Annotated in this window: 22 protein-coding genes; 5 read left to right on the top strand and 17 right to left on the bottom strand. The window is 67.4% G+C overall.

The window, feature by feature from the left end; all coding sequences use genetic code 11:
- Window positions 1–24: 24 nt before the first annotated feature.
- Window positions 25–747 carry a DNA/RNA nuclease SfsA gene (gene sfsA / locus VFC51_10470; protein HZT07442.1) on the top strand — a complete coding sequence of 241 codons (723 nt, stop codon included), beginning with the start codon at window positions 25–27 and terminating at the stop codon, window positions 745–747.
- Between the two features lie 9 nt (window positions 748–756).
- Here the strand turns inward: sfsA and ndk are convergent, their stop codons facing one another.
- On the bottom strand, window positions 757–1,215 hold the full coding sequence (gene ndk, locus VFC51_10465) for a nucleoside-diphosphate kinase (GenBank protein HZT07441.1): 459 nt from the start codon (window positions 1,213–1,215) through the stop codon (window positions 757–759).
- Window positions 1,216–1,217: 2 nt separating this feature from the next.
- Window positions 1,218–2,363, bottom strand: a complete 1,146-nt coding sequence (locus VFC51_10460) for a hypothetical protein (protein ID HZT07440.1) — start codon at window positions 2,361–2,363, stop codon at window positions 1,218–1,220.
- A 153-nt stretch (window positions 2,364–2,516) separates the two neighbouring features.
- Between VFC51_10460 and VFC51_10455 the strand changes: the two genes are divergently transcribed.
- Complete coding sequence (locus tag VFC51_10455; GenBank protein HZT07439.1) at window positions 2,517–2,660, top strand: DUF5679 domain-containing protein; 144 nt, start codon at window positions 2,517–2,519, stop codon at window positions 2,658–2,660.
- A gap of 93 nt (window positions 2,661–2,753) precedes the next feature.
- Here the strand turns inward: VFC51_10455 and VFC51_10450 are convergent, their stop codons facing one another.
- The 10 genes from VFC51_10450 to rpmH all read right to left on the bottom strand — a co-directional run bounded on the left by VFC51_10450 (window position 2,754) and on the right by rpmH (window position 10,003).
- On the bottom strand, window positions 2,754–4,037 hold the full coding sequence (locus VFC51_10450; protein ID HZT07438.1) for a glycosyltransferase family 4 protein: 1,284 nt from the start codon (window positions 4,035–4,037) through the stop codon (window positions 2,754–2,756).
- 6 nt (window positions 4,038–4,043) lie between these two features.
- A complete protein-coding gene (locus VFC51_10445) occupies window positions 4,044–4,727 on the bottom strand; it encodes a glycosyltransferase family 2 protein (GenBank protein ID HZT07437.1) in 684 nt (227 codons plus the stop codon).
- A 5-nt stretch (window positions 4,728–4,732) separates the two neighbouring features.
- Window positions 4,733–5,599: a ParB/RepB/Spo0J family partition protein gene (locus VFC51_10440; GenBank protein ID HZT07436.1), complete on the bottom strand. Its 867-nt coding sequence runs from the start codon at window positions 5,597–5,599 to the stop codon at window positions 4,733–4,735.
- A 17-nt stretch (window positions 5,600–5,616) separates the two neighbouring features.
- Window positions 5,617–6,384 carry a ParA family protein gene (locus tag VFC51_10435; GenBank protein HZT07435.1) on the bottom strand — a complete coding sequence of 256 codons (768 nt, stop codon included), beginning with the start codon at window positions 6,382–6,384 and terminating at the stop codon, window positions 5,617–5,619.
- Window positions 6,385–6,438: 54 nt separating this feature from the next.
- Entirely contained in the window at window positions 6,439–7,371 is a 933-nt protein-coding gene (locus VFC51_10430) for a PfkB family carbohydrate kinase (GenBank protein ID HZT07434.1), read from the bottom strand.
- Between the two features lie 11 nt (window positions 7,372–7,382).
- On the bottom strand, window positions 7,383–8,138 hold the full coding sequence (jag, locus tag VFC51_10425; GenBank protein ID HZT07433.1) for an RNA-binding cell elongation regulator Jag/EloR: 756 nt from the start codon (window positions 8,136–8,138) through the stop codon (window positions 7,383–7,385).
- Window positions 8,135–8,956 (bottom strand): YidC/Oxa1 family membrane protein insertase, encoded by an 822-nt coding sequence (locus tag VFC51_10420; protein ID HZT07432.1) that lies wholly within the window; start codon window positions 8,954–8,956, stop codon window positions 8,135–8,137. Before VFC51_10420 ends, jag begins: the two co-directional genes overlap by 4 nt.
- A 104-nt stretch (window positions 8,957–9,060) precedes the next feature.
- Window positions 9,061–9,276, bottom strand: coding sequence for a membrane protein insertion efficiency factor YidD (gene yidD / locus VFC51_10415; GenBank protein HZT07431.1), 216 nt, complete (start codon window positions 9,274–9,276; stop codon window positions 9,061–9,063).
- 19 nt (window positions 9,277–9,295) lie between these two features.
- Complete coding sequence (rnpA, locus tag VFC51_10410; protein ID HZT07430.1) at window positions 9,296–9,658, bottom strand: ribonuclease P protein component; 363 nt, start codon at window positions 9,656–9,658, stop codon at window positions 9,296–9,298.
- A gap of 207 nt (window positions 9,659–9,865) precedes the next feature.
- A complete protein-coding gene (rpmH, locus tag VFC51_10405; GenBank protein HZT07429.1) occupies window positions 9,866–10,003 on the bottom strand; it encodes a 50S ribosomal protein L34 in 138 nt (45 codons plus the stop codon).
- A 176-nt stretch (window positions 10,004–10,179) separates the two neighbouring features.
- Here rpmH and VFC51_10400 point away from each other — a divergent pair, with 176 nt between their 5' ends.
- A complete protein-coding gene (locus VFC51_10400) occupies window positions 10,180–11,484 on the top strand; it encodes a replication-associated recombination protein A (GenBank protein HZT07428.1) in 1,305 nt (434 codons plus the stop codon).
- 247 nt (window positions 11,485–11,731) lie between these two features.
- Here VFC51_10400 and VFC51_10395 read toward each other — a convergent pair whose 3' ends face one another.
- Together VFC51_10395 and VFC51_10390 are read right to left on the bottom strand one after the other, a co-directional pair.
- Complete coding sequence (locus VFC51_10395; GenBank protein ID HZT07427.1) at window positions 11,732–12,472, bottom strand: MBL fold metallo-hydrolase; 741 nt, start codon at window positions 12,470–12,472, stop codon at window positions 11,732–11,734.
- Window positions 12,473–12,539: 67 nt separating this feature from the next.
- On the bottom strand, window positions 12,540–13,451 hold the full coding sequence (locus tag VFC51_10390) for a DUF72 domain-containing protein (GenBank protein ID HZT07426.1): 912 nt from the start codon (window positions 13,449–13,451) through the stop codon (window positions 12,540–12,542).
- Between the two features lie 146 nt (window positions 13,452–13,597).
- On the opposite strand from VFC51_10390, the gene VFC51_10385 reads away from it, so the two are divergent.
- Window positions 13,598–14,860, top strand: a complete 1,263-nt coding sequence (locus VFC51_10385; GenBank protein ID HZT07425.1) for a pitrilysin family protein — start codon at window positions 13,598–13,600, stop codon at window positions 14,858–14,860.
- 80 nt (window positions 14,861–14,940) lie between these two features.
- A complete protein-coding gene (locus VFC51_10380; protein HZT07424.1) occupies window positions 14,941–15,456 on the top strand; it encodes a VOC family protein in 516 nt (171 codons plus the stop codon).
- Between the two features lie 53 nt (window positions 15,457–15,509).
- On the opposite strand, the gene VFC51_10375 is transcribed toward VFC51_10380, so the two are convergent.
- From VFC51_10375 to VFC51_10365, 3 genes are all read right to left on the bottom strand, one after another.
- Window positions 15,510–16,034 carry a hemerythrin domain-containing protein gene (locus tag VFC51_10375; GenBank protein ID HZT07423.1) on the bottom strand — a complete coding sequence of 175 codons (525 nt, stop codon included), beginning with the start codon at window positions 16,032–16,034 and terminating at the stop codon, window positions 15,510–15,512.
- Window positions 16,035–16,082: 48 nt separating this feature from the next.
- Window positions 16,083–17,585: an MDR family MFS transporter gene (locus tag VFC51_10370; protein HZT07422.1), complete on the bottom strand. Its 1,503-nt coding sequence runs from the start codon at window positions 17,583–17,585 to the stop codon at window positions 16,083–16,085.
- A gap of 25 nt (window positions 17,586–17,610) precedes the next feature.
- The coding region (locus VFC51_10365) for an LLM class flavin-dependent oxidoreductase (protein ID HZT07421.1) at window positions 17,611–17,809 on the bottom strand (199 nt) is incomplete at its 5' end.

The following is a 17,809-nucleotide window of genomic DNA, read 5'->3' as shown; positions in this document are numbered from 1 at the left end:
GCTTCTGGGGCGGGAGCACTCATCGTGCAATTTTACCATAAGCATCCCGCAATTCCCTGCCCGAAGCCGCTCACCCGCGCAACGCTACGGTGCAGAGTTAGTCGCTTTTCGGTCGAGGTGGACCTCGACGGCGCGCCGACGCTCGCCCACCTGCCGAACTCGGGTCGCCTCACCGAGCTGCTCGTGAGGGGGGCGCAGGTCTGGCTGGCGCCCCAGCAGCCCGGAGTGCGAAAAACGGCGTGGGACGTGGCCCTCGTCGAATACGGTGGAGGGCTCGTCTCCGTCGACGCCCGGATCCCCAACAGCATCGTTGAGCAGGCCATCGTTGGCGGATTGATTCTCGACCTCCCACCCGGCTTCACGGTCCGACGCGAGGTCGCGGTCGGGCATAGTCGCCTCGATTTCGCCGTCGACTCCCCGATTGGTCGCTGGTATCTCGAGGTGAAGTCGGTGACGCTGGTGGAGGCGGAACGTGCGCTCTTCCCCGATGCGCCGACGGTGCGCGGCGCCCGGCACCTCGACGAGCTTTCGCGACTTCGGCTGGACGGATTCGGGGCGATGGTCGTGTTCGTGGTCCAGCGACCGGACGCCACAGAATTCGCGCCCAATGCGCCCGCGGACCCCGCGTTCGCGCGCGCACTCTCCGCCGCGAATCGCGTTGGCGTGGAGGTGCGGGCCTATCGATGCAGCGTCTCGCTCGACGCAATCGCCCTCGGAGATCGGATTCCCGTGCTCATCGACCCGTAAAGCGGCGGCTCACCGCTCCTCAAAGATCCAGCGGTCGGTGTCCCGCCCCCACGGATGGATTTCCGCGTTGCCGAACCAGAGGGCCACTTCCGTCTGGCCATTCTCCGGACTGTCCGACGCGTGGATCAGGTTCCGTCCAATCTCCAGCGCGAAGTCTCCGCGAACCGTTCCGGGGGTCGCATCGACCGGGTTGGTCGCGCCAACTGTCGCGCGAACAGCCGCGACGGCGTTGGTGCCCTCGAACACGGCTGCGACGACCGGACCGGAGGTGATGTAGCTGATGAGCCCGGCATAGAACGGTTTTCCCTCGTGGATTGCATAGTGTTTCCGCGCCAGCTCGGTCGGGACGGCGAGGAGCTTCAGCCCCACGAGCTTCAGTCCGCGGGCTTCCAGGCGTCCGAGGATGGGACCCACGAGGGCGCGCTGGACGCCGTCCGGCTTGACGAGCACGAGCGTGCGTTCGGCCACGGTCAATCGCCTTTCTTGTGCCGCGGCCTGGGGATCGGCCACGGCCTCAGGATGATTTCGGTCGCGTCGTCGTCGGTCTGGGCGCGTGTTCCGTCGTCGTCGGGCGTAGCGGAGGTCGCCGAAGGCGTCGAGGTCGGCGGTGCCGTATGGGTAGTGGCCAAGCCCGCCTGTTGATCGACCGCCCGGACGCGGCGTCCGAGTGGACCAAACGGCGTGGTTCTTCGTCGGATATCGGGATCGACGGCCTCCAGAATGGCCCAGTTGGGGCCTTCCTGGACAGGCGCGGCCACCAACCGCAGCACTTGCCACAGGGCGTGCCGCATCCAGTGCGCCCACGCGGGGGCGGCGACGCCGTGGGCAGCCTCCTCGGCCTCGGAGAGATCCTGTTCGATAGCGAGATCGACGGGGACCGTAGCCCAGGGCGCGAGGGGAGTCTGCGCGACCAGATATCCGGCGATGCGACCATCTGGGTCCTGGTCGTGCATGGGCTCCAGCATCGTGCGGCCCGTGGCGACGTCGCCCACCTCCGCCGTCACGCATGCAATGAGGGCGCTCGCCTTCACCGAACGCGGCGCCTCCGCGAGGACGTCCGCGCAGATGTCCTGTGGCTCCTGGGTACCGCCCAGCATCCAGAGGCTTTCCGCGAGCCCGAGCTTGGTCTCCAGCCTGCCGGGCTCCTGCTGGAGCGCCAGACGGTGAGCGTCGGCGGCCTCGTGGTAGAAGCCCGCCTCCAGAAACGAGCGCGCCGTGGCGAATGGGTTGAGCAGAGGCGGGATCGGTCGCCCCGGGTACTCGGACTCGCACAGCCGGTCGCGCTCGCGCCGGATCTCGGCGTTGGCCGGCTTCAGGTCCAGCGCCCGGGAGAAGTAGTGCACGGCAGCGCCCGGATCGCGCAGCTCTTCGGATGCGATGGCGAGTCCCGCGTACGCCAGGTACGCCTCCGGGTCACCCTCCAGCACGCGATGAAAGCCATCCACCGCGGCATGGTGGTCGCCGGATTCGAGGTCGACCTCGGCCAGGAGCATCAGCGTTTCGAGGTTGTCCGGTCGGGCCGTCAGGATGGACGTGCACAGTCGGCGGGATCGCCGGACGTCCGCGACCTCGATGGCTTGGCGGATGTTTTGGTGGAGGTCAGCCAGGCGGACCACGGACCACTCATGGTTTGGAGGTTTCGCCGCAGTATACCGACGCCAAAAAGAGGCCTTCAATCGCCGTTCGCAATTGCGTGTCGCGACCGTCGGTTAGAATGCAAGTGAGGCCTGAACGCCCGCGTGGCACGAGGGCGGATCTGGAGGTACCTGATGGAAGCGTATTGCGTGAAGTGTCGACAGAAGCGCACGATGAAGAACGTTCAGCAGGTAACACTCAAGAATGGCCGACCAGCGTCACGCGGCGAATGCGAGGTCTGCAGCACTCGCATGTTCAAGATCGGCAGCGCGAAGTAGGTCAACCAGCGCGGCGATCGCGTCAGCGCGAGGAGGGCCCGATCTGAGAACGAGCCCGCGTTCGTCGACCTGCGCGCGGGCCCCGGCATCGGGTCACCGTCGAGTCTTGGCCGCTCCGTTGATCGCGCGTTCGTAGACCTCGGCGAGACGGGCGGCCGAGCGCTCCCAGCCAAACAGCGCGATGGCGCGGGCGCGCAAGGCCCTTCCCTGCTCCACGAGTGCGCCGGGATCGGAAAGCGCGCGCTCGATCTCGACGGCGAGCGCCGACCAGTCCCCGCTGGGGGCGTAGATGCCGAGCTCTCCCAGGGTCTCGCGGCTGACAGGCGAGTCGTACACGACGATCGGCAGGCCCATGGCCATGTAGTTCACCAGCTTCCCGTTGCCCTCGGTGAGGGAGAGCTTCGGGGAGACTGCGAGATCGCCGAGGGCGAGATAGGCGCCGGCCTGCTCATAGGGAACAGCGCCCGTGAAGGTCACATACGCGTCGATCCCGAGACGGCGAGCGAGGATCCGGTAGCGTTCCTCGCCCGGGAATCCCATGATGACGTAGTGGGCATCGACGTGGCGGTCTGCGAGCGTCTCGATGGCCCGCAGGAGGTGTGTGATCCCCTGGTATTCGGCCAGCAGGCCGAGATACACCACCGTGTGCTTGGCATCGGGAAGCCCAAGTCGCTGGCGCAGCGCCCGAATCTGGTTCTCTCCGGGCCCGCCGGCGTCCTCCCAGGCAGGCCGAAACCGCTGTGTGTTCACCCCGTCGGGAACGACGACGATCGAATCCGCTGGTCGGCCGAAATCGCGCACCAGGAGGTCAGCCCCGTGGGTCGTGCTCGTCACGATGACATCCGCGTGGGCGACGATCCAGCGCTCCAGGGCGCGAAAGACCCGGAACGCGGGCGACCGCGGGGACAGGAAGCCGTGGTCGATCATCTCGGCCGTCAGGCTCCCCTGAAAGTCGAAGACGAGCGGGACGCGCCGTCGGCGCGCGACGACGTATCCGATGAGCGCCCCCTCGTGGAGATGGCCGTGGACGAGATGCGGCCTCACGCGGCGACCGACCCGCAGCGCGAGTCCCGCGAGGGTTGCGTCCATCGAGAACTTATGGAGGGATGAGCCGGGGCTGATGCGTCGAGGGCCGCCCAGTCGCGGCGCCCGATGGGTCGGGATATCGGCAAGATCGCGGCCAAACGGGTAGGTGACGAGGCTCGTGTCGACACAGAACGCGTGGAGGCCCGCGATCTCTTCGGCGATCCGAACGTGACAGCCATAGTCGCTGAAAAACGGCGTGGGAGCAATGGCGAGAACGCGCGCACCGGCGAGCGAAGGTCCCTGGCCAGTGTGTTCAGCCAGCGGACGGCCTGCCCGTCCCTGGTCGGTCACCCGCGCTCACTCATCGTTCAGGTGGGCGCGTAGCCAGATCAGGTCGCGGAACGCGCGAATAATGACCCGCGGGTTGCCGCCGGTCGGGCGGCCGGCCGTCCGGGGGTAGTGAGTCACGCGCAGCTCCTTCACGCGGTACCCTTTTCGCCGCGCCTTGACGAGAAATTCCGCGCTGAAGGTCGCGCCCCCCGAGTTGACGTGGACGGTCTCCCAAACCTCGCGGCGGAACAGCTTGAACGCGCAATCGATGTCGCGCGCCGCGTAGCCGAACAGCGCGGTGACCAGGAGCTTCCAGCCGACGGCGTAGAAGAGTCGCAGCAGCGGGTCCCGTCGAGGACGACGATAGCCGATCACCAGATCAGCATCCTGGATTGCCGGGATGAACCGCTCGACCTCGTTCACGTCGAACTGCTTATCCCCGTCGGTAAAGAAGATCAGGTCCTTGACGGATGAGGAGAATCCGGTGCGCAGCGCCTCGCCATAGCCGCGGTTCTGCGGATGGCTGACGCACCGCACGTGAGGGTCCGAGGCCGACAGCGCCTCCACCATCTCCCGGGTGCGGTCGCGCGAGCCATCGTTGACGACGATGACTTCGTAGTCTTCCACGAGCCTGCTCATCGTCTTCGACACGGCGGACGCGGTCGAGGCGATGAGGGCTTCCTCGTTGTACGCGGGAAGGACGGCAGATATGCTCGTCAGATGCGCCCCCGTTCGAGGAGCAGCTCCACGATTCCTGTGAGCTGGTCGTCATCGTAATAGTGGAGGACGAGGCGGCCTCCCCTGCGCGAGCGGACGATCTGGACCTTGGTTCCCAGTACCCGCTGGAGCGCCTCCTCCAGATCGCTGGACTGCTGGCTCCTGTCCCCCCGGACGGCCCGAGGCTGCGTCTCCTCGTGGGTGGGGTCATCGTCTCCTCGCGCGCGGCGCACCAGCTCTTCGGTCTCGCGGACGCTCAGTCCCTCGGCGACGATGCGATCGGCGAGGGCGTCGAGGTCACGGGGGTCCGCGCAGCCAAGGAGCGCGCGGGCGTGGCCCTCCGAGATGGCGCCGTCCGCGAGGAGGGCCTTCGTGTGGCCAGGCAGCGTGAGGAGCCGCAATCGATTTGCCACCGCCACGCGGCTCCGGCTGACCCGCGCTGCTACCTGCTCTTGGGTGAGATGGAACGTCTCCACCAGCTCGTGGTAGGCGGCCGCCTCTTCCAGCGGCGACAGGTCGGCGCGCTGGAGGTTTTCGACGAGGGCGATCCCCAGCGACGACTCGGGCGAGGCGTCCTTGACGAGGGCGGGTATCGTCGCGAAGCCGGCCAATCGCGCGGCACGCCACCGCCGCTCCCCGGCGATCAGCGTGTAGCCCGCGCCATCCCGAGTCACGATCACGGGCTGGAGAATGCCGTGCTCGCGGATCGAGGCGGCCAGCTCGACGAGCGATTCCTGGTCGAACCGCTGGCGCGGCTGGAGCGGGTTCGGACTGATCCGCCCCACCTCGATCTCCTGGATCCCGCTGCCGCCCCGGGGAATGAGGGCGTCCAATCCGCGGCCGAGTCCGCCTCGGAAATGCTGCATTGGCTCCTCCTGGTGGCTCACGGGCCGTACCCTCGCCGGATGATTTCCGCGGCGACTCCCGCGTACGCGCGAGCGCCCCGCGAGATGGCGTCGTACGCGAAAATGGATTGACCGTAGCTCGGCGCCTCCGACAAGCGAACGGACCGGGGAACGATATTGGCGAACGTCTCGGTAGGAAAATGACGGCGCACCTCGTCGACCACCTGCGTGCTGAGATTCGTTCGTCCGTCGTGCATCGTCAGAAGGACGCCAAGGAGGTCAAGCCTCGGATTCACGCCTTCACGGACCGCCTGGATAATCCGCATGAGCTGCCCGAGTCCCTCCAACGCGAGATATTCGCACTGCACGGGCACCAGGACCGCGTCGGCCGCCGCCAACGCGTTGACGGTGAGCAACCCCAGCGATGGGGGACAATCGACGATGACCACGTCGTAGGACGCGCGCACGCGGTCAACCGCGTGTCGAAGCCGCATGTCCCGGTCGGGCACGTCCACGAGCTCGATCTGCGCTCCTGCCAGCGACGGCGACGACGGGGCGAGATCGAGACCGGGCTCCCGCGTCGGCCGTGCGATGGTGGCGAGCTCCAGCCCCCCGAGCAAGACGTCATAGAGGGACGGCTCGTCGCCGTCCAACCGCGCGCCGAGCGCGCTCGTCGCGTTGGCCTGGGGATCGGCATCGACGAGGAGCACCCGGCCCACGGTTCCCAGGTACGCCCCGAGGTTGACGGCGGTCGTCGTCTTGCCGACGCCGCCCTTTTGATTTGCCACCGCGATGACGCGGGTCACCGTACCCCCAATTCGTGCGCGGGCTCAATATCGCCACCCGCCGGTCGGTCTCCTTCAGCGCGCCGACTCCGCCTGCGCTACCGTGACGCCGCGACGCTGGCGGAGGGCGTCGAGGACTTCCCGCCGATTCGGCACACGCGAGGCGCCCACCCCCTCGACCGATAGGGCCGCCGCGCACGCGGCAAACCGGGCGCTCTCTGTCGGGTCGCGGGTCTCCGAGAGGCGGATGAAAAAGGCCGCCGCGAACACGTCCCCGGCGCCGGTGCTGTCGACCTCGCGGGCCGGGAATGGCTCGACATACGTCTCGCATCTCTCGGCGTATAGGGCGCAGCCCTGGGCCCCCTCTGTCACCGCCAGCACGCCAACGTGCGCCGCCAGCTCCTCGGCCCTGGACCGCCACCGGCCAGCGTCCGATCCCCCGAGATCCTCGGTGGAGACGACGGCCCAGTCCAGCCCATCGAGGGATGCAGGAAAATCCGCCGGATACAGCGATTGGACCAGCTGGCCGTCCTCGTGCGTTCGAAGCCAACCCTGGAGCGTCGCCGCCCGGTGGCCGCGCCCGCCGTCGCGGATGACCGATGTACGCACCTCGCCGGCCACGGGCGCACAGTGCACGATGTCCGCCGCGCGCCAGCTCGCCGCCGCGGCATCGAAACTGAGCTCGCCGGCGCGATGGAGCGATCGGAGCTGTCTGCGCCCGTCGAAGGACGCGATCTCGAAGCAGGTGGTGCGCTCCGCTGGTACCCGCGCGATCTGCATCGGCGCAAGCATGGCGCGGTATCGGAAGTCCGCCCCAAACGACGTCACGAGCCCGACCGTCCGGCCGAGACGCAGGGCCGCGACGCCGGCGTAGTACGCCGTACCGCCGGGTCGCTCGGCGTCGCCGCGCCGCGGACTCCACCCGTGCGTCGCCACGGGGCGATCGCGAAATCGGTCGTGGGTGACATGGCCGATGACGACGTAATCGGGCGCCGGTTCGGGCTTCACGATCCGGCTCCTTATCCTCGCATTCCTCGCGGATAGCCGTAGTTGGGTCGACGAGGCACGAACGTCTGCTTGGGGGAGATGACCACCCTGCGCTCCGGTCCTTCGCCGGTTGACTCGGTGCTCACGTATCGACTCGATTGCAGCGCCAGATGGATGATGCGCCGCTCGTTGGGCGGCATGGGCTGGAGCGTCACGGGGCGCCGTTCGCGGCGGGCGCGATCCGCCGCCCGCATCGCGATCGCGCGCAAGGATTGCTCGCGCCGCTCGCGATAGTGCTCGACGTCCACCACGATCCGGGTGTCGCGAGGGAGTCGCTTTCCCAGACAGGCGTTGAGGAGAAACTGGAGACTCGACAGCGTCTCGCCATGGCGGCCGATGATGAGGCCGACGTCGTCTCCCGCGACGTCGAGGAGGATCGTCGCCTTCCCGTTTTCCTGTTGGATCCCCCGGACCGTCACGACGTTGGGGAAGTCGAGGAGGTCGAGCATTCGCTCCAGGGTCTCGCGAGCCAGTTGGGCGTCGTCATCCTGGACCTGCGGGGCCTCACGATTGAATTCGTCTTCTTCCTCCTCGTCGTAGTCGTACTCCTCGCCGACCACGGTCACGCGCACGCGCGCTTCCTGCGACCCGACGCCGAACACCCCGGATCTGCCCTCGGAAAGGACTTCGATGTCCACTTCATCGCGCGTCACCCCGAGGCGGTCCAGGGCGGCCCGGATGGCTTCCTCGGTGGTGCGGCCGTGGACCTCGATGCTCTCGTTGCTCATTTTCCCTTCCTTTTCCGACCGGGGGAGGATGCGCCCCTGCGCCGTGCTGAAGGCGGCTGCGGCTGCCGCGGGAGCGCGGAGGTGGGGCCGGCCCCGTTGGACGTCGGCCCGGCCGCCGCCCGCGATCCCAGGATCGGGAATCGGCTCCAACCGGTCGCGAATCCTTGCTGGACGATGCTGAAGAGATTGGACACGACCCAGTACAGGGTGAGTCCCGCGGCGACTTGGAACGAGAAGATCAGAAACATGAAGGGCATGAATTCCATCATGCGGTTCATCTGCTGCTGTTGTGGGTCGGAGGTCGTCATGGTGGACATCTTCTGCACGATCCATTGCGTGACGGCCGTGGCCACGGGCAGGATGACGAGGGGCCAGGTTTCGGGGCTATTTGGATCGGGGGTTGACGGCAGGGCGAGGTTGTGGATCCAGAGGAAGGACGTCTGAAACGACGACTCGTTGTGGGAGAGGTTGACAAGCGATGAATAGAGCGCAAACCAGATTGGCATCTGGATGACCATTGGCAGGCACCCCGCCATGGGGTTCACCCCTGCCTCTTTGTACAGGCGCATCTGCTCCTGGCTCATGCGCACGCGGTCACCGCCGTGGCGCTGCTGAAGCTCCTGCAGACGCGGCTGGAGCGCGGCCATCGCCTTCTGCGATTTGATTTGCTGGAGGCTCAGCGGGATCATCGCGGCCCTGACGAGGAGGGTGAAGACGATAATGGCGAGGCCCGCGCTCCCGGTCATGCCGGTGAGCCACATCAGGGCCCGCTCGATATTCCAGACGAGGGCCAGGTTCCAGAGGGTCGTGAAGTCCAACGATTAGCCTTTCAGATTGGATGGGGCGCCCGCGCCCCGGGTCGGTGGTCGCACCGCGACGCTGACGCGGAACTCAACGCCGATCGCTCGATGCACGCGCGACATCAACGCTCCGGGACGGGATCGTAGCCCGGCGCGTGAAACGGATGGCAGCGCAGGATCCGCCGCGCCGTGAGGACCAGGCCGGTGATCGGTCCGAAGCGCTCGACGGCCTCGCAGCAGTATTCGCTACAGGTCGGCAGGTAGCGGCATGCGGGAGGCAGCGCTGGCGAAATTGCGCGTTGATAGAACCGAACCAGGACGAGGATGAGCCATTTCATTCGGTGCGTTCACAACCTTTCAGGGCGAGCCACCGGATTCGACAGGACGGTGATCTTGCGCGCGGTGGATGAGCGATCGAAGCGCGGCGACGAGATCGGCCTGGGTTGCGTCGCGAGCCGCGGGGCGCGCGATGAGCACCACGTCCCAGCCAGACGCCATGCTGGAATAGAGAGCCCGCGCGGCCTCTCGGAGGCGGCGCTTGACGCGGTTGCGCGCCGCCGCGTGCCCCAGCCGACGGCCGACGATGATGCCCACACGAGCTGGCCCAGCGTCCTCGCGTCGTCGTCGTGCCAGGACGAGCAGTGGATGCGCGACGGTCGATCGGCTCGCCCGAACTCGGTCGAAATCGGCGGATCGGCGAAGGCGGATATCGCGGCGCATGGGGGTTCCGTGACGGTCACGTCCGACGCCCGAGTTCGACGAGGGTAGGCTGCGCCCAGGCTGGGCGGAGCGGTCCCGCGACGCCGGAAGGCGGCTCGTGCGGCCGCCAACGCTCGATCCGTCGGGATGACGAGAACTGGCGGGCCCGACCGGAGCGACTGCGGATGGCCCGTCGCAGGCGTGTTTCCATTTGGACCCGCTCGCCCGCTAGATGGTGAGCCGTTTGCGCCCTCGTCGCCGTCGTCGCCGGAGCACCTCGCGGCCTCCCGGCGTACTCATGCGCTTGAGGAAGCCGTGGTCGCGCTTCCGGGGGATGCGCTTTGGCTGGTACGTACGCTTTGGCATCAACGCTCCGACGGCGGTTGTGCATGGCACTCCTGCGGGACGTGCGAAGAGGCAGGAGAGATCGGTCGCTTGGTGCCGACGATGGGCATTATAGGGAGCGTTCGAAGAGGGTGTCAATTGGCGGAGACGGAACCGATATGATGTTGGGAGCCCAGACTGGAGGAGGCCGGACGGCCGTGCAGTCCCTCTTCGACGACGAGCCAAGGGGCCCAGCGCGCCCGCATTCGGATCGCGACGCGCCCCTGGCCGCTCGGATGCGCCCGCGAATGCTGGACGAGTTCGTGGGCCAGGAGCACCTCGTCGGGCCCGGCCGCGCCATTCGGCAGGCCATCGAGCGGGATCACGTGCCCTCCATGATCCTGTGGGGTCCGCCCGGGAGCGGCAAGACCACCCTAGCCGAGGTCATCAGCCACCACACGCGCGCGGAGCTGATCGCGGTGAGCGGCGTCTCGGCGGGGGTGGCCGACCTCAGGCGCGTGGCCGAACGGGCCGCGCATCGGCGAGCGGCAGGCGAGCGAACGATCCTCTTCATCGACGAGATCCATCGGTTCAACAAGGCCCAACAGGACGCGGTGCTCCCGCACGTCGAGAGCGGGCGGTACACCCTCATCGGCGCAACGACGGAGAACCCCAGCTTCGAGGTCAACAACGCGCTCCTCTCCCGGACCCGCGTATATCGGCTCGAGCCGCTCACCGACGACGAGGTGGCCCGCATCGTCGAGCGGGCGCTCGGCGACGCCGAGCGGGGGCTGGGCGCGTTTCACGTGAAACTCGAGCCCGACGCCCGCGCCGCCATCGTGAGCCTGGCGAACGGCGATGCGCGGGTGGCGCTGAACACGCTGGAGCTGGCCGTCCAGGCCGCCGAGCCCACTCCGGACGGCGTCTATGTGGCGAAGGGCCTGGTGGAACAGGTGGCCCAGCGGCGCGCCCTCCGCTACGATCGCGCCGGCGATCTCCACTACGACCTCGCTTCCGCCCTGATCAAGTCGATCCGCGGGTCGGACCCGGATGCCGCCGTCTACTGGCTGGCGCGGATGCTGGAGGCCGGCGAGGACCCGCTCTTCGTGGCGCGCCGGCTCGTGATCCTAGCGTCGGAAGACGTCGGCCTCGCCGACCCGCTGGCGCTCCCCGTGGCCGTCGCCGCGCAGCAGGCCGCCCACTTCGTCGGCATGCCGGAGGCGCTCTTCCCCCTCACCGAGGCGGCGCTGTACCTCGCCCGCGCGCCGAAAAGCGATTCGGCCAAAGTCGCCTACGGCGCGGCCAGAGCGGAGATCGAGCGCTCCGGGGACCTGCCAGTCCCTCTGCACCTCCGCAATGCCGTCACCGGTCTCATGCGCAGCATGGGCTACGGCAAGGGATACCAGTACGCCCACGACTTCCCGGGCCACGTCGTCGAGCAGCAGCACCTTCCCGCCGAGATCGCGGACGCGCGCTTCTATCGCCCGTCCGGCACCGGCAAGGATGCGCCTGACGCCGAGTAGAACGGTCGCGCCCCGGGGGCCCGGGGCGGCGCCACCATCGGTCGCCGAACCGGCTGCGAGGAACGTCCGAGCCCGCTACGCGTCGCGCGCGCCGCACGACCGCGTGCGCCCGCCGGGCCCCCGCCCGGCCACCGTTTCCCATTCCTCACGCGATGGCCCCGTTCGTGGTTCGACGGGCTCACCACAAACGGGTCGAGGGGACCGGGCCGGCCGGCCTCACGCTCGGCCGAATCCGCCGGCTGCGGCCTCATTGCTCGCGCCACGCGGCAGCCCGACCTGCCGGGGAATCTGGAACCTCAACAGACCACGACGCGACGAGGGCCTCCAGCGCCCGGCGCGCCCCGCTGCGAAGCGCCTCGAAGTGACTGAATGCGATGGTTTCAATGTCCAGGCCCGCCAGCCGCTCGAGAGACGCGCGGGCCTGAACCGTGTCCTCGCTGACGCGCGGCTCGGGCGCCTCGAGTCGGCGCGCGCGAAATCCCATCGTGTCCCCCGCGAGGAGCAGACCCTCCTGCGGAACCGAGAGCACCACGCTTCCTCGCGTGTGGCCAGGGGCGTGCAGCACCCGCACGCCGCCGAGAATGTCAATCGTGTCGTCGTCCTGCAACACATCGACCGGAACCGGGCGCCCGTGCGTGAGGACGTGGAGCGGGGCGAACAGCGACCGCAGCAGCGGCGTCTGAACCGGGTTCGGGTACGGGATCTGCCGCCGAAGGTAGGGCGCCTCGGTCGCGTGGATCAACACCCGGGCACCAGTGGCCCGGCGAAGCTCGGCCGCCGCGCCCCGATGGTCGATGTGGTAGTGCGTGAGCACGATGCGTCGGACATCGTCCGGAAATACGCCGATGGCTCGGAGCTGCCGAAGCACGAACCGCCCGCTCCCCGGGCCACCAGCGTCGACCAGCGTCACGCCGTCGTCCACGAGCGCGAACACTTGACACCCTACGGCTCCAAGCTGATACACCCCGGCCGCGATCTGAACGGGCATTCCCGAAACCTCCAATGGGCGTCGACCCTCTCGACCAAGGATGGCGCCTGGCGAACATCCGCGGTTTCTAGGCTGTCCGCTCCGGATTGCTTCGCTCCGCAGCCTCTTCTTGTACCAGCTTCGCGAGGTCGGGAAATGTCTCGAGGAGCGTCGGCGGGATCGGCGCGTCGATGGTCTGGCCGAGCATGAGGCGCATTTGGATTCCGTTGGCGGCGGCCTTCGCGCCGTAGTGGTTGTTGTAGGTCACGTGCGTATCCTGAGCGGTACGCGCCACGGACGTGATCCGCTGCGCCAGCTCCGCCTGCTCCTCCAAAGAGTACAGGTAGTCGTATCGGGCGTCCCGATCGCCCTTCCACCACGTCGTGAAGTTTCGGCCGTGGAAGCGAAAGTATGGATACGGCCCCACGTCGGGAATGTCGCGGATGGACGTGCGGAATCGCGGCTCGTCGATGTGGGCCCACGAGGCGCCGTGGGCGCGCATCAGCGTTGCCACCTCGTCGCTCGCCGTCCAGCTTCGGTGCCTCAGCTCCACGACGACCGGGAAGGGCGCGAAGCCGACCAACAGCTCGTCGAGCCGACCCAGCGATTCGTCCGTGCGCTTGAAGCTGGCGGGAAACTGGGCGATCAGCGGGCCCAGCTTTCCAGCCTCGGCAAGGGGATCGATCCCCGCGCGGAACTCCGCAAAGTCGGCCGGAGTCAGCTTCGGGTCGCGGCCGGTCGACGACGCGAACAGCTGAGGGTGCGTGAACTTGTGGTACAGCTTGATCGAAAAACGGAAGTCGTCGGGGGTCTTCGTCGTCCACGTCCGCGTCGTCGGCGCCTCAGGGGGCCCGTAGAAGGTGCTGTTGACCTCGACGGTGTTGAAGTACCGCGCGTAGAACCGCAGATGGTCGACCTTCCCGTGGGCCGGATAGAAGATCCCAACCCAGCGACCTGGCCCGGATGAGTATGACCAGCCGGCTGTCCCGATGCGAATCACGCCGCCTCCAATTGATTCTATGCACGATTGGGCCTGGAATGAGCGGCTCCTGGCGGGTCGTATAATCCGGCTACGGGCCGCGTCTCTCCCCGGTTGCTGTGTTGCGCTCGATCTTCGCACCGAAAGTGGGCGTGCGGGAGTTGTCGATGTACGAAAAATCCGTGCTGGAGAATGGTCTGCGGGTGCTCACGAGTGCGCTGCCCCATACGCAGGCCGTCAGTGTGACGATCTTCGTGGGGGCCGGATCGCGGTATGAGAGCGACGAGATCGCCGGCGTCTCGCACTTCCTCGAGCACATGCTGTTCAAAGGCACGGAGCGGCGCCGCAACCCACGCGAATTGGCCGAGGCCATCGAGGGCATCGGCGGCGCCATGAACGCGGCCACCGACAAGGAGCTGACGGCCTACTGGGCCAAGGTTCCCGCCGCCCACTTCGACGTCGCGCTCGATGTGCTGCTGGATCAGCTCCTCCATTCTCGGATCGATCCCGTCGAGCTTGAGCGCGAGCGCAAGGTCGTGATCGAGGAGCTGGCCATGGTTGAGGACAACCCCGGTGAGCTGGTCGGTCTCCTCCTCGACGAGCTGATGTGGCCGGAGCAGCCGCTGGGGCGCGACATCGCCGGTAGCCCGAAATCCGTCGAGGGCATCTCGCGCGAGACGATGGTGGACTATCTGGCCTCCCACTACGTCCCGGAGAACACCGTCATCTCGGTGGCGGGCAATTTGAGCCACGAGACCGTCGTCAGCGAGCTATTCGAGCAGGTGGAATCGTGGGAGCCGGCCCCCTTCGGCCCCTGGAGCCCCGCGCGCGACGGGCAGACCGAGCCGCGCGTCGGCCTCCGCTCGAAGCGGACCGAGCAGACTCAGATCGCCCTGGGCTTTCCCGCCTACTCCGCCTTCCATCCGGACCGCTACGCCCTCGACGTCATGAACACAATCCTCGGGGAAGGAATGAGCAGCCGGCTGTTTCTGGAAATCCGCGAGATCCGCGGCCTCGCCTATGATGTGCACTCGAGCGTCGGCCACTATCTCGACACCGGCGCCTTTGTGGTGGGCGCGGCGGTCGACCCCAGGAAAACCGACGAATGCATCCGCGCGATCCGCGGGGAGCTGGACCAGCTGAGGTCCAACCTGGTACCGAGCGAGGAGCTGACCAAGGCGAAGGAGTACATCAAGGGCCGCCTGGTGCTCCGCATGGAAGACTCGCGCGCGGTCTCATCCTGGATCGGCGGGCAGGAGCTGCTGCGGCGCGAAGTGCGCCTGGTGGACGACGTGCTCCAGAGTATCGAAGCGGTCACCGCGGCCGACGTTCGACGCGTGGCACAGGAGATCGTCCGAAACGAGCGCGCCAATCTCGCCATCGTCGGACCCTACCGGAGCCGCGACCGGTTCCGGCGCCTGCTCGACTGACGGCTTGAGCGCTATTGACACGCCATCAGGTCGGCGCGAAGATAACGCTGAATAGCATCCAGCCGAACGGAGGTGGCGAGGTGGCAACGCCCATTCGCACGCGCAAAGTCAGCCACGTTGTCCTAAACGTCTCGGACGTCGAGCGATCCATCAAGTTCTACACGGAGATCCTCGGCTTCAAACTCTCCGACCGCAATGCCATGGGGATGGCGTTCCTGCGCAACGGGACCGACCACCACACCATCGGCTTCGCGCAGGGACCGAAGGACGGCACCGGCGCGCCGACGGACAGGTACCTCACGTTCCATCACCTGGCCCTCGAGGTCGACCGGGTCGAGGACCTTTTCAAGGCCCGCGAATTCCTCAGGGAGCGCGGGATCGAGATCGAGTTCGAGGGACGACGCGGACCCGGCAGCAACATCGGGATCGAGTTCCGCGATCCGGACGGCTACGCCATCGAGCTGACGTGCGAGATGGAGCAGATCGGATGGAACGACTCCGCCCGCCCCGTCTCGATGCACCGTCGCGCCTCAAGCCTGGAGGAGGCGGTGGCGAACCCGATGCCCGACCCGCACGCCGTCGGCGCCACCGCATAAGCCCCGAAGGTGGCCGTCGTTCGGGGCCCGAACCACCTGGCCCCGAACGGCTGCTACGCGGCTCGCGCTGAGCGACGGAGCTGCTCTTTTCGGCTCGTGATTCGCTCGCCCAGGTGAGTTCGCTCTTCCCGATCCATCTCCTTCTCGACTTTGGGAAAGAGGTTCTTCTCCTCCTCGTCCACGTGATGTTGGACGCTCTCCATCAGGACAGCCATTTTCGCGTCGAACTCCTCGCCGCCATCGGCAGCAAGCCCTTCGGCCTCCTTCAGCAGCACGTCGACGACGTGGTGCTCCTGGAGCGACTCCGCAATCATCTCTTCGTCGATGCGTTTCACCGCGGGGTAGAAGATCTCCTCCTCCAGCATCGTGTGCGTCTCCAGGCCCTGCTGAATGTCGCGGAAGACGTCCTTCTTTTGGTTCCGCTTCCCCTCGCCCGCGCCCTCGAATTTCTTGAACAGGGATGAGATCTCGCGGTGGTCCTGCTTGAGAAGATTCGTCACTTCGGCGTTGTCCGGCATCGTGCACGCGCTCCCATCGAAGAGTGCGCCGCCCCCTGAGGCGGCGGCGCCTGCCCTCATTCTCGACGCCGCCCGTCGCAGCGGCCGTTGATGCCCGTCAATCGCGCGTCAACGGCGGCGGAAGAAGCCCATGCGACCGGCGGGGACCGTCGGGAGGTTTTCCAGGCGCCAGGAGAAGACCGCGGCGAACGTCATGGCGACGGCGCCGGCCGCGAACAGCGCGCGAATGGCATCGGCAAGCTCCGTCCGGAGGCCACCGATCTGCGCCGGCGTCAGCGTCGCCAGCGACTCCGGCCGCAGGAGCGCGGCGAGGTCGCTCTGTCCGCCGGCGCCGGTGATCAGCACGTCGGCCAGCCGGGCCGTCATGTATGCGCCGAGGAGCGTGACACCGACAGTGCCGCCCAGGCTCCGCGTGAGCTGTACGACCGACGTGGCGATGCCGACGACCGCGCGATCGACGGCGTTCTGCGCGATCACGATGAACACCGGGAAGCTGAGCCCGATGCCGCTCCCGATGATGGAGAGGCCCAGCACGACCGGAAACGTCCCACGGGCCGGGTCTATGACGCTCATCACGGCGAAGCCGATGGCGCCAGCGGCCAGGGTGAGGAACGTCAGGATTCGGTAGCCGATCCGGTGCATGAAGATTCCGGCGATCACGCTCATCGCCGTCATCGCCACCACGGTGGGCGCGAACAGGAGCCCGGTCGCTGTGGGCGATACGTTGAGCACCGCCTGAAGGTACAGCGGGACGTACGTGATGGCCCCAAAGAGCCCGGCGCCCGTCAGCAGCACGAGGATGACGACGGTCTGGTACGTCCGATTGCGAAAGAGTTCCAGGGGGACGATCGGCTCTTCCGCGCGCCGCTCTTGCGCGACAAAGGCGACCGCGCAGGCGACGACGATCCCGATGAAGGCGATGGTCTGCGGCGACTCCCAGGGAAAGGCCGCGCCCCCGACGATTGTCAGGAGCATCAGGATCAGGAGCACGCTCGAGAGCCACATCATCCCGAGGTAGTCAACCTTGGGCGGCGACGCGCGGCGGATCGACCACGGCAGGAACTTCACCATGATGGCGGCGGCGAGGACCCCGGGAATCAGGTTGACCCAGAACACCCAGCGCCAGCTCACGTGCTCCGCGAGATAGCCGCCGAGGATGGGACCGACCACGGACGATAGGCCCCAGATGGCGCCGTTGATGCCCTGCCACCGACCTCGCTGCTCCGGAGGGAAGAGGTCGGCGATGAGCGCCGACACGGAGGGGCTCACGCACCCGGCGCCCGCGCCCTGGAGCGCCCGGAAGAGGATAAGCTGCTGGATCGTCTGCGCCGTGCCGGCGAGCGCCGAGCCGGCAAGGAAGATCGCCATGCCGATCAGGTAGAGGGTCTTGCGGCCGTACAGATCGGACAGCTTGCCGGCGATGGGCACGACGATGGTGGAGGTGAGGAGCGCGGCTGCAAACGCCCAGCTATACAGCTCCATCCCGCCCAACGCGGCGATGACCACGGGCAGGGCCGTGGCCACGATGAGCTGGCTCAAGGACGTCATCAGGGTGCCGAGGAGGAGGCCGACCAAGATGGGGGCGAGCTGGGATCGAGTAAGCGTGATCATGCGGACGCGGCGGTCATGTCCCCTCTCACGCGTGGACGGCCGCTGCTGCGGGCTGGCCGAGGGGCCGCAGGTGCGGCATGACTTCGCGAGCGAACAGCTCCATGTTTTTTACCGTGAGATCGTGAGGGAGGCTGCCGAACTGGAGCAGCGGGACGAGGATGCCGAAGCGCATCTCTTTTTGGAAGGCCTCCAGACGCTGGCGGACCGTCTCGGGTGAACCGAAG

The sequence above is a fragment of the Chloroflexota bacterium genome, assembly GCA_035652535.1.
Lineage (GTDB): Bacteria > Chloroflexota > UBA6077 > UBA6077 > SHYK01 > DASRDP01.
Note: the sequence above shows the minus strand (reverse complement) of the source record. Positions and strands in the feature narration are given on the sequence as shown.